This is a genomic window from Uliginosibacterium flavum (assembly GCF_040566545.1).
Taxonomy (GTDB): Bacteria; Pseudomonadota; Gammaproteobacteria; order Burkholderiales; family Rhodocyclaceae; genus Uliginosibacterium; species Uliginosibacterium flavum.
This window is the reverse complement of the sequence record NZ_JBEWZI010000001.1, coordinates 112,542-126,384: the sequence shown is the minus strand read 5'-3', so window position 1 is coordinate 126,384 and position 13,843 is coordinate 112,542. Positions and strand designations below refer to the sequence as shown.

The window sequence follows — 13,843 nt, the reverse complement described above, 5'->3', positions numbered from 1 at the left end:
TAGCGCCCTGTTTTTCCCGTTTCATCGGAGCTGATTCATGAGCATCGCACAGCGTGCCCCGGAGTACATTCGTAGTATCTCGCCCTATGTTCCGGGCAAACCCATCGCTGAGTTGGCTCGCGAAATGGGGCTGGATGAGTCGACTATCGTCAAGCTTGCATCCAATGAAAATCCATTGGGTATGAGTCCGAAGGCAAAGGCGGCTGCGGCAGCGGCCGTTGGCGATCTGGCACGCTATCCGGATGGGAATGGATTCGGGCTCAAGCAGGCTTTGTCACAAAAGCTGGGTGTGAGTACGGATTTTTTTGTGCTCGGTAATGGTTCGAATGATGTGCTGGAACTGGCTGCACGCGCTTTTTTGCCGGCAGGTGGCAGTGCTGTCTATGCACAGCATGCGTTCGCGGTTTATCCCTTGGTGACACAGAGTGTGGGGGCGCGAGGTATTGAAGTGCCTGCACGGTTCTATGGCCATGATCTGGCAGCAATGGCAGATGCGATTGCCGAAGACACTCGGATCGTATTCCTGGCCAATCCGAACAATCCGACCGGCACCTTCATTCCTAGCGCGCTGATCGAAGCTTTTCTCGAGCGCGTGCGCAGTGATGTGATTGTGCTGCTAGATGAGGCTTACAACGAATATCTGCCCTCGGAGCTGCGTTATGACAGCGTGCAGTGGCTGGCGCGCTTTCCAAATCTGGTGATCTCGCGCACCTTTTCCAAGATTTATGGTTTGGCAGGTTTGCGCATCGGGTATGCGGTTGCCAATCCGGCGGTTGCGGATCTGATGAATCGTGTTCGCGCACCGTTCAATGCCAACAGCGTTGCGTTGGCTGCGGCCGAGGCGGCACTGGGCGACGATGATTTTTTGCAGCGCAGCTTCGAGACGAACCGCGCAGGCATGGCGCAAATCATTAAAGGCCTGGATGCTTTGAATCTGGAGCACATTCTGTCGGCGGGTAATTTTGTAACGTTCCGGGTTGGCGATGGTGCAGGCGTTAATCGTCGCCTGCTGCAGCAAGGCGTGATCGTCCGTCCGATTGGCAATTACGGGATGCCGGAGTGGTTGCGTGTGACGATCGGCCTTGAGGCAGAAAATGTGCGCTTCCTCGAGGCTTTGGCCTTCGCACTGAAGGCCTGAAATGTTTGAACGAATTGTTATTTGTGGAGTAGGGCTGATCGGCGGATCCTTTGCGCTGGCCCTCAAGCAGGCAGGGCTCGTGAAGACCGTTGTGGGTATTGGCCGTCGCCGCGAGACCCTTGAAGAGGCCCGTCAGCTGGGCATCTTGGACGAGGTGGCAACGGACTGGGCTGTTGCGCTGAAGGGGGCGGATTTGCTCTTGCTCGCGATGCCAGTTGGTCAAATGGCCAGCGTGATGGCTGCCGCCGCGCCGCATCTGGAAGCACAGACCCTAGTGACGGACGCAGGTAGCACCAAGACGGATGTGTTTGAGGCTGTGTACACTCATTTCGCGCATCGTCTTGCAAACGTAGTGCCAGCCCATCCGATTGCGGGTGCTGAAAAAAGCGGCCCGTCTGCCGCTTGTGCTGATTTGTATGTTGGCAAGAAGGTTGTGCTCACGCCCTTGCCAGAGAACGAACCTACAGCCATTGAACGCGTGCGAGCAGCTTGGGCAGCATGCGGCGCGGTGATGAGTCAGATGAGCCCGCAGGACCATGATCGCGTGTTTGCGGCGGTCAGTCATTTGCCGCATTTGTTGGCTTTTGGTCTGGTTCATGAAATTCAGGCGCGCGGTAACGCTGAACAGTTATTCAGTTTTGCGGCTTCAGGTTTTCGGGATTTCACCCGGATTGCCGGGAGTCATCCCGAAATGTGGCGTGACATCTGTGTGGCCAATCGTCAGGCCTTGCTGGCTGAGCTGGATGCCTATCTGACTGAGTTGGCTTATTTGCGCGCGCTCTTGATGCAAGGTGATGGCAAGGCGCTTGAATCCCTGTTTGCCGAGGCTAGCGCGGCGCGCAACGCCTGGGCTGAAAAACACGCAAAGTAAAATCATGGAATTTCTTGATCTCCCTCCCTTGTCTCGCGCTCAGGGCATTGTGCGTTTGCCGGGTTCAAAGAGCATTTCCAATCGAACCCTGTTGCTGGCGGCCTTGTCTGAAGGAGTCACCGATATCCGGGATTTGCTGGCTTCGGATGACACGGATCGCATGCTGGATGCCCTGAAGCTTTTAGGGGTGGTTGTCGAAAAAACCGCTGAGCATGACTATCGGGTGGTCGGCGCTCCCGATGGTTTTGCCAACAAGGATGTCGACCTATTCTTGGGTAATGCGGGCACCGCTTTTCGGCCCTTGACAGCTGCGCTGGCGCTGGCGGGTGGGTCTTACAAGTTGCACGGCGTTCCGCGCATGCATGAGCGTCCGATTGGTGATCTCGTCGAGGGATTGCGTCAGATTGGCGCAGAGATCGAATATCTCGGCGCTGAAGGCTTTCCGCCCTTGCAGATCCGTCCTGCCAGTATTCGGTCGGGCGGCGTGGTCCGCATCAAAGGCAATGTCTCCAGTCAGTTCCTGACGGCCTTGTTGATGGCTTTGCCGACGACGGGCGTGGAAACGACTGTTGAGGTGATTGGCGAACTGATCTCCAAGCCTTATATCGAAATTACGCTGCGCTTGATGGCTCAATTTGGTGTCGAGGTGCTGCGCGAAGGCTGGCAGCGCTTTGTCGTTCCGGGAGGCAAGTCTTACGTTTCGCCGAGCGTGGTTTACGTTGAAGGCGATGCCTCGTCGGCATCCTATTTTTTGGCGGCTGGCGCGATTGCGGGTGGGCCGGTGCGTGTCGAGGGGGTGGGACGTAGCAGCATTCAAGGCGACGTGGCTTTTGCGCAAGCGCTCGAGCAGTTGGGCGTGCAGATCGAGATGGGCGAGAACTGGATTGAAGCCAAGGCTCCTGCGAGCGGAAAGCTCAAGGCCTTTGATATGGATTTCAATCACATCCCTGATGCAGCGATGACGCTAGCTGTGGCGGCTCTTTTTTGTGATGGCCCCTGCCGCTTGAACAATATTGGAAGCTGGCGCGTGAAAGAGACGGACCGCATCGCCGCCATGGCCACTGAGCTGCGAAAAGTGGGCGCAACGGTAGAAGAGGGCGATGACTGGCTCAGCATCCGTGCTCCAGAGCGGATTACTCCGAACGCCAGTATTGATACCTATGATGACCACCGGATGGCGATGTGTTTTTCGCTGATTTCCTTGGGGGGTACGCCGGTTCGGATTAACGATCCGAAGTGTACAGCCAAGACTTTTCCTGAATATTTCGACGTGTTTGCTAGCGTCACGCAGTAAGTGAAGACATGAAACAGACATTGATTGAATTGCTGGATGCACGCGTACGGGCTGCCTTGAATGCGGTTGGCTGTGAAGGTGCGGCAGCTGTTATTGCGCCTTCCGGTCGTCCGGAGTTCGGCGACTACCAGGCCAATGGCGTGATGGGGGCAGCCAAGGCGCGCAAGATGAATCCACGTGCGCTGGCCGAGCAGGTGCTTGCCCAATTGGATCTGGCGGAGATTGCCAGCAAGGTGGAGATTGCCGGGCCGGGTTTCATCAATATCACGATAGCCCCAGATTTTTTGGCGCAGCAGCTTGAGGCTGCTTTGGCCGACGAGCACTTGGGGGTGCCGCAGCCGGCCTCTCAGCGCGTTGTCGTGGATTATTCCTCGCCGAATCTGGCCAAGGAAATGCACGTTGGCCATTTGCGCTCGACGATTATTGGCGATGCGCTCGCGCGAGTGCTGCGTTTTCTGGGGCACCAAGTCATTGCGCAGAATCATGTGGGCGATTGGGGTACCCAGTTCGGTATGCTTACGGCGTATTTAATCGAAGCCGAGCAGGAGGGCGAGGTTGCGCTTGCGGATCTTGAGGATTTCTATCGTCGCGCCAAACAGCGTTTTGACGCCGATGAAGCGTTTGCGACGCGGGCGCGTGAGTGTGTCGTCAAGCTGCAAGGCGGTGATGCACAGGTGAATGCCCTGTGGCAGAAATTTCTGGATGTGTCCTTGCATCACTGTGAGAGCTTGTACGCGAAGCTTGGCGTGGGTCTCAAGCGCGAGGATGTTCGCGGGGAGAGTGCCTACAACGACGATCTGTCGGTCGTCGTTCGCGACCTGCAAGCCAAGGGCTTGGCAGTTGAGAGCGAGGGTGCGCAGGTTGTCTTTCTTGAGGAGTTCAAAAACAAGGAAGATCAGCCACAGGCCTACATCGTGCAGAAGCAGGATGGCGGCTACCTGTATTCGACCAGTGATCTGGCTGCGGTGCGCTATCGCGCAGGCTCACTGAAAGCTGATCGTGTGCTGTATGTCGTGGATGCTCGCCAAGCTTTGCACTTCCAGCAAATGTTCACGGTGGCGCGCAAGGCGGCTTACGCTCCTGAATCGATGAAGCTTGAGCATGTCGGTTTTGGCGTGATGCTGGGGGAAGATGGCAAGCCTTTCAAGACGCGCACTGGCGGTACCGTTAAGTTGGCTGAATTGCTTGACGAAGCCGAGCACAGAGCCTTTGCGCTGGTTAGCGAAAAAAATTCCGAGATGCCTGAAGCTCAGCGCCGCGAGATTGCGCATGTCGTTGGGATTGGTTCCGTAAAGTATGCCGACCTGTCGAAGAATCGCAACAGCGACTATGTCTTTAGCTGGGACAGCATGCTGTCGCTGGAAGGTAATTCAGCCCCCTATTTGCTGTTCGCATATGCTCGGATTGCCGGCGTTTTCCGCCGCGCCGAGAACTTCGATGCCGCAGCGTCGATTGTTCTGACTGAAGAGGCGGAACGTCAGCTGGCCTTGGCGCTGGCTCGCTTTGCCGAGGCTTTGCAGACGGTCGCGCGCGAAACAATGCCGCATTTCTTGTGTGCCTATCTGTATGAGTTGGCGGGCCAGTTCATGCGGTTTTACGAGGCTTGTCCTGTACTCAAAAGTGAGGGCTCGGTGCGTGAAAGCCGTTTGCGTCTGTGTCAGCTGACCGCGCGCACACTCAAGACTGGTCTGGGTTTGCTGGGTATCGAAACGCTGGAGCAGATGTAATGCCGGACCTGATTCCGGTTATTGCCATTGACGGGCCAACGGCCTCGGGCAAGGGGACGGTTGCTGCGCTAGTGGCTGAAAAGTTGGGTTGGCACTATCTTGACTCAGGCTCGATCTATCGGGTGCTGGCGCTGGCTGCCATCAGGCGTGGCCTTGATCTGGCCAATGAGTCGGGCGTGGCGGCTGCGGCGACAGGCTTGGATGTGGCATTTTCATCGGGCTCGGTTTGGCTGGATGGCGAGGATGTTTCACTGGATCTGCGGCGTGAAGAAACTGGCAATGCGGCTTCCAGGATTGCCACCTTGCCGGCTGTGCGGGCAGCGCTATTGGAGCGCCAGCGTGATTTCTGTGTGATGCCGGGCCTTGTGGCGGATGGCCGCGACATGGGTTCCGTGGTTTTTCCAGAGTCTTTCCTGAAAATATTCCTTACGGCGAGCGCTGAAGCGCGTGCCGAAAGACGCTATAAGCAGTTGATCGAAAAGGGATTGGCTGCTAATATCGACGATCTGCTGCGCGACCTCCAAGAGCGCGATGCCCGCGATGCTTCGCGGCTTGTTGCCCCCCTGAAGGCGTGTGCAGATGCGGTTTTGCTTGATACCACCAAGCTTTCCATCGACGAAGCAGTGCAGTTTGTGATGGATTTTGTTGTGCAGCGTGGAGCAGGGCGAGTCGCCTAATTGTCCGGCCGCTGACCGGCTTTGATTCGGGCTTCCGATCAGTCTTTGGCGTTTGCCGGGTTTTCAATCCTTTAACCTATGCCGTGCTTGCGCGGTACCGAGCCCTTTCCCTATGTCAACCACTGAAATTGAATCCTTTGACGACAGCTTTGCAGCTCTCTTCGAAGAAAGCCTAACTCGCCAGGAAATGCGTGCTGGTGAAGTCATTACGGCTGAAGTCGTGCGTATCGACAATAACTTCGTTGTCGTCAATGCTGGTCTGAAATCCGAGAGTTACATTCCTCTCGAAGAGTTCCGCAATGATCGTGGCGAACTCGAAGCAACTCCGGGCGATTACGTCCAGGTGGCAATTGAGTCCCTCGAAGATGGCTATGGCGAAACCCGCCTGTCGCGCGACAAGGCCAAGCGTATCGCCTCGTGGAACTTCCTGGACAAGGCGTTGACCGATGGCGCACTGGTCAAGGGTATGGTGACCGGCAAGGTCAAGGGTGGTTTGACTGTCATGACCAATGGCATCCGTGCATTCCTGCCGGGTTCGCTGGTCGACATGCGTCCCGTCAAGGACACCACGCCGTTCGAAGGCAAAGAATTCGAATTCAAGGTTATCAAGCTGGATCGCAAGCGTAACAACGTCGTTGTTTCGCGCCGCGCTGTGCTCGAAGTGAGCATGGGTGAAGAGCGTCAGAAGCTGCTGGAAAACCTGCAGGAAGGTACTGTCGTCAAGGGTATCGTCAAGAACATCACCGACTACGGCGCATTCGTGGATCTGGGTGGTATTGACGGCCTGTTGCACATCACCGATCTGGCATGGCGTCGCGTTCGTCACCCGTCCGAAGTGCTGACGGTTGGTGATGAAGTGACTGCCAAGGTTTTGAAGTTCGATCAGGAAAAGAACCGCGTTTCGCTCGGTATGAAGCAGCTGGGTGATGATCCGTGGGTGGGTATCTCGCGTCGTTATCCGCAGAGCACCCGTCTGTTCGGCAAGGTCACCAACATTACCGACTACGGTTCATTTGTTGAAGTTGAGCAAGGCATCGAAGGTCTGGTTCACGTGTCCGAAATGGACTGGACCAACAAGAACATTCACCCGACCAAGGTTGTCCAGCTGGGCGACGAAGTCGAAGTGATGATTCTTGAGATCGACGAAGAGCGTCGTCGTATCTCCCTGGGTATGAAGCAGTGTATGGCTAACCCGTGGGATGATTTCGGCGAAAACCACAAGAAGGGCGACCGTGTTAAGGGCGCGATCAAGTCGATTACCGACTTCGGCGTGTTTATTGGCTTGCCTGGCGGTATTGATGGCCTGGTTCACCTGTCTGACCTGTCCTGGTCGGCTACGGGCGAAGAAGCGATCCGCAACTTCAAGAAGGGCGATGAGCTGGAAGCCATCGTTCTGGCCATCGACATCGAGAAAGAGCGTATTTCTCTGGGCGTCAAGCAGCTGGATGGGGATCCTTTCACGTCCTTCGTGGCAACGCACGACAAGAACACCATGGTTCGTGGTGCTGTGAAGTCGGTTGATGCGCGTGGTGCAGTGATTGACCTCGGCGGCGATCAAGAGGGTTATCTGCGCGTCTCGGAGTTCTCCCGCGACCGTATTGAAGATCTCTCGACCGTGTTGAAGGTTGGCGAAGAAGTCGAAGCGATGATCATCAACGTTGATCGCAAGACTCGTTCGATCAACCTGTCGATCAAGGCCAAAGATCAGGCTGAGCAGAGCGAAGTCATGAACAAGTTGTCTTCGGACAACTCGGCAGCAAGCGGTACGACCAATCTGGGCGCACTGCTGAAGGCCAAGCTCAATAACGCTCAACAGCAATAAGTATTGCCGTGCCTGAAAGCATGACCAAGTCTGAACTGATTGAGCGTTTGACAACGCGCTTTCCGCAGCTTGGTGCGAAAGATGCTGATTTCGCGGTAAAGATGATTCTGGATGAAATGGCCGCGTGCTTGGCGCGCGGCCAGCGCATCGAGATCCGTGGATTTGGCAGCTTTGGCCTCAATTACCGGCCGCCGCGCGTGGGACGCAATCCCAAGTCAGGTGACAAGGTAATGGTGCCGGAAAAGTATGTCCCGCACTTCAAGGCAGGCAAGGAATTGCGTGAGCGCGTGGATCAAGTTGAGTGATGCGTTGTTGTGTCGCAAGTAGTATGAAGAAGGCAGCCTCCGGGCTGCCTTCTTTTTTGTCTCGGCCTGAAGGATAATCACGCACCATGCGAATTCTCATCTGGCTGCTGCGCGCAGCACTACTTATTCTGTTGTTGGGCTTCGCCATCAAAAATGATGGTGTAGTCACGGTTCACGCATTTTTCGATGCCGAGTGGCGCGTACCTCTGGTTCTACTTATGGCGACCATACTGGTGGCGGGCGTGTTGATTGGCGCCAGCGCGCTTGTCGGTACTGTTTTCATGCTTCGCCGCGAAGTGGCTCGTCTGCGTAAAGTCGCGCCCATGGTTTCTCCCTCAACCCGCCTGCGGCCTCGTTCTGACGATGCCTCGGATTCTTTCTGATCTCTCATGGATTTCGAACTCTGGTGGTTGCTGAGCTTGCCGCTGTTTTTTGGCTTGGGCTGGCTTGCTGCGCGCATAGATATCAAGCATCTGGTGCATGAGTCGCGCAGCCTGCCGCGATCTTATTTGCTAGGTCTTAACTTCCTTCTCAATGAGCAGCCTGACAAGGCTATCGACTCTTTTCTGGAAGCTGTGCAGATCGATCCGCAGACGGTCGAGCTGCACTTCGCGCTGGGTAGTCTGTTCCGGCGACGTGGCGAGCTGGATCGCGCGATCCGGATTCATCAGAGTCTGGTGGATCGCGAGGATTTGAGTCCAGAGCAGCGCTTGCAGGCTTTGGCTGAACTCGGCGAGGACTACCTCAAGGCAGGCTTGCTGGATCGTGCCGAAAATGTCTATCTGGGCTTGCGTGGCACGGCTAGAAGCGAAGCCGCCAACGATGCCTTGCTGGAAATTTATCAGCAGGAAAAAAACTGGCCACGTGCTATCGAAATTGCCAGAGATATGCCTCGTCGTGGCAGTCATCGCTGGGAAATCGATATTGCCAATTTTTACTGCGAAATTGCGGCAACCGCGTTGGCGCATTCTGAATTTGACGAAGCACATCGTCAGATCGCACTGGCTTTGGAGAGTAACCGCAAATGTGTACGGGCCAGCTTGTTGCTGGGCGAAGTGCTCGTCGCGCAGGGTAAGGATGCTGAGGCGGTTGCTGCCTGGCAAGAAATCGGCTTGCAGGATCCGACGTATCTGTCTCTCGTGGCGGAGCGCCTGATGGACGCGCAGCGTCGTTTGGGGCAGGAAGAAAAAGGCGCGCAGTTCTTACGCACCCACTTGGGTCAGACCCCGTCGCTGGATTTGCTGGAAATCGTTTTCAAGTGGGAAATCGAGAAGCAGGGGCCTGAAGCCGCGTATGCGCTGGTGCGGGATGAGCTCAAGCGCAATCCCACCATGCTTGGACTCGAGAAATTGCTGGAAGCTGCCATTCATACGGTGGACGGTGAGCGCAAGGGTGACGTGGAATTAGTCAAAGGGCTGATTCACGGTCATACCCGGAGGGTGGCACGCTATTGCTGCAAGGATTGCGGCTTCAAGGCGCGGCAGTTTTACTGGCGCTGCCCTGCCTGCGGAGGCTGGGAAACCTATCCGCCCAAGCGCACCGAAGAATTCGATCTGGCTGTCTGACGCAGCCGGTCTGCAAACACGATTTTTTATGGAATGAAGAACGATGAAAATCACCGTTGTTGGTACTGGTTATGTAGGTCTGGTGTCAGGCGCGTGCCTGGCTGAAGTAGGTAATGATGTGCTGTGCCTGGATCTGGATGCCGCGAAGATCCGCATCCTCAAAGATGGCGGCATTCCGATTCACGAGCCGGGGCTGGATCAGGTCGTGGCGCGCAATGTCGCGGCTGGCCGCTTGCGTTTTACGACCAACATCGAAGACGCCGTGCGTCACGGCACGATCCAGTTCATCGCCGTCGGCACGCCGCCGGATGAAGATGGCTCGGCCGATTTGAAGTATGTGCTGGCGGCCGCCCGCAACATCGGTCGCACCATGACCGACTACAAGGTTGTGATCGACAAGAGCACCGTACCGGTCGGCACCGCCGACAAGGTGCGTGCCGCGATCGCCGACGAACTCGCCAAACGTGGCGTGGAAGTGCCTTACAGCGTCGTCTCCAACCCAGAGTTCCTCAAGGAAGGCGCTGCCGTTGAAGACTTTCTGCGTCCTGACCGCATTGTCGTCGGCGCTGAAGATGAGCAAGCCATCAACCTGATGCGCGCGCTCTATGCCCCCTTTCAGCGTAATCACGAAAAGCTCGTGATCATGGACGTGCGTTCCGCTGAGCTGACCAAGTACGCCGCCAATGCCATGCTGGCCACGCGCATCAGCTTCATGAACGAACTGGCGATCCTTGCTGAAAAGATGGGCGCCGACATCGAACAGGTGCGTCAGGGCATTGGTTCTGATCCGCGCATTGGCTGGCACTTCCTGTACGCCGGCTGCGGCTATGGCGGCTCCTGCTTCCCCAAAGACGTCAAGGCGCTGATCAAGACTGCTGCCGATGCCGGCCAGCATCTGAAGGTGCTACAGGCCGTTGAAGACGCCAATGATGCGCAGAAGATGGTGCTGGTCGACAAGATCGTTGCCCGCTTCGGTGCCGACCTCTCCGGCAAGCACTTCGCCATCTGGGGCCTGGCCTTCAAGCCCAATACCGACGACATGCGCGAGGCCCCCAGCCGCGTGATCATTGATGAGCTGTTCAAGCGCGGCGCGACCCTGACCGCCTACGATCCTGTCGCCATGCCCGAAACCCGCCGCATCTTCGGCGAAGAGCCGCGCCTGAGCTACGCCGAGCGCCCGATGCAGGCGCTGGACGGCGCCGATGCGCTGGTGATCGTGACCGAGTGGAAGGAATTTCGCAGCCCCGATTTCGACGCCATCAAGGCCGTATTGAAGAGCCCGGTGATCATCGACGGCCGCAACATGTATGCGACCGATTTGCCGCGCGCTGCGGGTCTTGAATACTACGGAATCGGTCGTAAATGAGCGAACGTCATCCCCTGCCTGCCATGCCCGATACCTGCCGTGCGCGGGTGCTGGTCGTCGGCGACGTGATGCTGGATCGTTATTGGTTCGGTGAAGTCAATCGCATCTCGCCGGAGGCTCCGGTGCCGGTGGTTCATGTGCAGCGCACCGAGGAGCGTCCAGGCGGCGCTGCCAACGTGGCACGCAATGCTGCTGCACTTGGCGCCAAATGCTCGTTGCTGTCGGTGGTTGGCAACGACGAGCCGGCGCAGGCGCTGGAGCGCCTGCTGGCCGCTGACGGTGTAAATATCCGTCTGCATCGCGATGCCACCTTGGCTACGACCATCAAACTGCGTGTATTGGGGCGTCAGCAACAGCTTCTGCGCATCGATTTTGAAAATACGCCGACGCGTGAAGTGCTGCGCGACAAGCTGGACGCCTTCAAGGAAATGCTGCCCGATCATGACGTTGTGGTCCTGTCGGACTATGGCAAGGGCGGGCTCGTGCACGTGCAGGAGATGATCGATCTGGCGCGCGCCGCTGGCAAGATCGTGCTGGTTGATCCCAAGGGTGATGACTACAGCAAGTATCGCGGCGCCAGCCTGCTGACTCCGAATCGTTCCGAGTTGCGCCAGGTCGTCGGCAAGTGGAGCAGTGACGAGGATCTGAGCGAACGTGCTCAGCGCTTGCGTAGCGAACTGAATCTTGAGGCCTTGTTGGTCACTCGTTCGGAAGAGGGCATGTCCCTGTTTCAGGCGAGTGGTTCCGTGCATGAAGGCACTCGCGCACAGGAAGTGTTTGACGTCTCCGGCGCTGGCGACACGGTGATTGCCACGCTGGCCGTCACGCTGGCCAGTGGCGCCAGTCTGCTTGAAGCCATGTGTCTGTCCAATCACGCGGCCGGCATCGTCGTGGCCAAGCTGGGTACGGCAACCGTTACCCTCGAAGAAATGTTGGTGGAGTAAGCAATGTCCAATTATTACGTAGTGACCGGCGCCGCCGGCATGATCGGCTCGAATATCATCGCCGGCCTGAATGCGCGTGGCATCACGAACATCATCGCGGTCGATAACATGACCAAGGGTGACAAGTTCCGCAATCTGGTCGATCTTCAAGTTGCCGATTATTTCGACAAGCATGATTTTCGCGATGCGCTGAATTCCGGCGAATTCGATGGCAAGGTCAAGGCGATCCTGCATCAGGGCGCGTGTTCCAACACCATGGAGCACAACGGCCAGTACATGATGGACAACAACTACCGTTATACGGTGGATGTGCTGGAATTCTGCATCGCGCAGAAGGTGCCGATGCTGTATGCGTCTTCGGCCGCGACCTACGGCGCCAGCAGCACTTTCCGCGAAGAGCCCGAATTCGAAGGCCCGCTGAATGTGTATGGTTATTCCAAGGTGCTGTTTGATCGCGTCCTGCGCCAGCGCTGGAGTGAACTCACCGCGCAGGTGGTTGGTTTCCGTTATTTCAATGTGTACGGCCCGCGCGAAGAGCACAAGGCTGGTGCCGGCTCCTCTGTCGCTTTCAATGCCTTTCACCAGTTCCGCAAGGAGGGCAAGGTCAAGCTCTTCGTGGGTTGTGATGGCTATCCGGATGGCGGGCAGTTGCGGGATTTCATCTTCGTGGAAGACGTGGTCAAGGCCAATCTGTACTTCCTCGACAACCCGGACAAGTCCGGCATCTTCAATCTCGGTACCGGCAATGCGCAGAGCTTCAATGACGTTGCCGTTGGTGTGGTGAATGCATTCCGCGAGCATGAAGGCAAAGGCCTGTTGAGTCAGGCCGAGATGGTTCAGCAAGGCCTGATTGAATACGTCAGCTTCCCGGATGTACTCAAGGGCAAGTATCAGAGCTTCACCCAGGCAGACATTTCGCGCCTGCGTGCTGCGGGCTACACTGAGCCCTTCCATGACGTCGCCAATGGCGTCGGGAAGTACTGCAAGAAGCTCATGGGGAGCCTGTAACTCCGTTTGCAGACCGATCCTGCCTTTGTCGACTTCGCCTTGGTGTGCTCCAGCACTGCTGGCGTCTCGTCTTCGCGGCAGAATCGCTCTGAAAACGGAGCACACATCTGACTCCCCGCATTCATTTTTGAATAAGGGGAGTTTGTAATGCTGAAGAAACTGCTGGTAGGTCTCGTTACCCTGATTGCGACGATTGGCATGGCCATCGCCGCTGTGAACATCAATACCGCGACCCAGGAAGAGCTGGAAAGCCTGCCGAATGTCGGGCCGGTCAAGGCCAAGGCCATCATCGATTACCGCAAGACCAACGGTAACTTCAAGACTGTTGATGACGTCAAGAATGTCAAAGGCGTGGGCGACAAGACTTTCGACAAGCTCAAACCACAACTGTCGGTGAGCGGCGCTACCGTCGTCGAAGCTGCTCCGGCCAAACCGACAAAAGCCGAGAAGCCGGCCAAGGCAGCAGAAGGCAAACCTGCCAAGGCGGCTCCCGCAGCCGTTTCCGCACCGGTCGCCGAACAGTCGGCCACCAAGGCTGACAAGAAGGCGGCTGCCAAGGCTGAGAAGGCTGCAAAGAAGGCCGAGAAAGACGCCAAGAGCGGCGCCAAGTAAGCCTGTCCGGACGGCTGAAGATCTGTTTGCCACCAACGCCCCGCTTGCCGGGGCGTTTTGTTATGCCGGTATTCCCGGGAAATCAGGCGACGCCGTGTCTACAATCGGATATATTCGCCCCCGCGTTGTTTCCAATCAAGAAGAGAGTTCGACATGACCTATGTAGTGACCGAAGCCTGTATCAAGTGCAAATACACCGACTGCGTGGATGTTTGCCCGGTGGACTGTTTCCGCGAAGGCCCGAATTTCCTCGTGATTGATCCAGACGAGTGCATTGATTGCACCCTGTGCGTCGCCGAATGCCCGGCCGAGGCCATCTTTGCCGAGGACGACCTGCCGGCCGATCAGGAACACTTCACGCTGCTCAATGCCGAACTGGCCAAGGTCTGGCCGGCAATTGTCGAGCGCAAGGATCCGCTGCCGGACGCCGACGAGTGGGTCAAGGTCAAGGACAAGCTCGACCAGCTCGAGCGTTAATCGCCGCGCGGGCCGATTCGGCTCGCACGCGACAGAA

At 56.9% G+C, this 13,843-nt stretch carries 13 protein-coding genes and 1 pseudogene; all 14 read left to right on the top strand.

Annotation, left to right across the window (positions count from 1 at the left end):
- Positions 1-37: 37 nt before the first annotated feature.
- Positions 38-1,138 (top strand): histidinol-phosphate transaminase, encoded by a 1,101-nt coding sequence (hisC, locus tag ABXR19_RS00580; RefSeq protein ID WP_354599127.1) that lies wholly within the window; start codon positions 38-40, stop codon positions 1,136-1,138.
- Between the two features lies 1 nt (position 1,139).
- Positions 1,140-2,009, top strand: a complete 870-nt coding sequence (locus ABXR19_RS00575; protein WP_354599126.1) for a prephenate dehydrogenase — start codon at positions 1,140-1,142, stop codon at positions 2,007-2,009.
- Positions 2,010-2,013: 4 nt separating this feature from the next.
- Positions 2,014-3,300: pseudogene (gene aroA / locus ABXR19_RS00570) on the top strand (3-phosphoshikimate 1-carboxyvinyltransferase); the annotation flags it as partial.
- 11 nt (positions 3,301-3,311) lie between these two features.
- The gene (gene argS, locus ABXR19_RS00565; RefSeq protein WP_354599125.1) at positions 3,312-5,030 is read left to right on the top strand and encodes an arginine--tRNA ligase; all 1,719 of its coding nucleotides are present in this window, start codon (positions 3,312-3,314) and stop codon (positions 5,028-5,030) included.
- Positions 5,030-5,707, top strand: a complete 678-nt coding sequence (cmk, locus tag ABXR19_RS00560) for a (d)CMP kinase (protein WP_354599124.1) — start codon at positions 5,030-5,032, stop codon at positions 5,705-5,707. The genes argS and cmk overlap by 1 nt, the downstream gene beginning before the upstream one ends.
- A gap of 112 nt (positions 5,708-5,819) precedes the next feature.
- Entirely contained in the window at positions 5,820-7,529 is a 1,710-nt protein-coding gene (gene rpsA, locus ABXR19_RS00555) for a 30S ribosomal protein S1 (RefSeq protein WP_354599123.1), read from the top strand.
- Between the two features lie 20 nt (positions 7,530-7,549).
- Complete coding sequence (locus tag ABXR19_RS00550) at positions 7,550-7,834, top strand: integration host factor subunit beta (protein ID WP_354599122.1); 285 nt, start codon at positions 7,550-7,552, stop codon at positions 7,832-7,834.
- Positions 7,835-7,920: 86 nt separating this feature from the next.
- A complete protein-coding gene (locus tag ABXR19_RS00545) occupies positions 7,921-8,217 on the top strand; it encodes a LapA family protein (protein ID WP_354599121.1) in 297 nt (98 codons plus the stop codon).
- Positions 8,218-8,223: 6 nt separating this feature from the next.
- Positions 8,224-9,399, top strand: coding sequence for a lipopolysaccharide assembly protein LapB (lapB, locus tag ABXR19_RS00540; protein WP_354599120.1), 1,176 nt, complete (start codon positions 8,224-8,226; stop codon positions 9,397-9,399).
- A gap of 43 nt (positions 9,400-9,442) precedes the next feature.
- Entirely contained in the window at positions 9,443-10,765 is a 1,323-nt protein-coding gene (locus tag ABXR19_RS00535) for a UDP-glucose dehydrogenase family protein (protein WP_354599119.1), read from the top strand.
- Positions 10,762-11,709, top strand: a complete 948-nt coding sequence (rfaE1, locus tag ABXR19_RS00530) for a D-glycero-beta-D-manno-heptose-7-phosphate kinase (RefSeq protein ID WP_354599118.1) — start codon at positions 10,762-10,764, stop codon at positions 11,707-11,709. Before ABXR19_RS00535 ends, rfaE1 begins: the two co-directional genes overlap by 4 nt.
- A 3-nt stretch (positions 11,710-11,712) precedes the next feature.
- A complete protein-coding gene (rfaD, locus tag ABXR19_RS00525) occupies positions 11,713-12,717 on the top strand; it encodes an ADP-glyceromanno-heptose 6-epimerase (protein ID WP_354599117.1) in 1,005 nt (334 codons plus the stop codon).
- Between the two features lie 147 nt (positions 12,718-12,864).
- On the top strand, positions 12,865-13,329 hold the full coding sequence (locus ABXR19_RS00520) for a ComEA family DNA-binding protein (protein ID WP_354599116.1): 465 nt from the start codon (positions 12,865-12,867) through the stop codon (positions 13,327-13,329).
- Positions 13,330-13,482: 153 nt separating this feature from the next.
- The gene (gene fdxA, locus ABXR19_RS00515; RefSeq protein WP_354599115.1) at positions 13,483-13,806 is read left to right on the top strand and encodes a ferredoxin FdxA; all 324 of its coding nucleotides are present in this window, start codon (positions 13,483-13,485) and stop codon (positions 13,804-13,806) included.
- Positions 13,807-13,843: the final 37 nt, after the last annotated feature.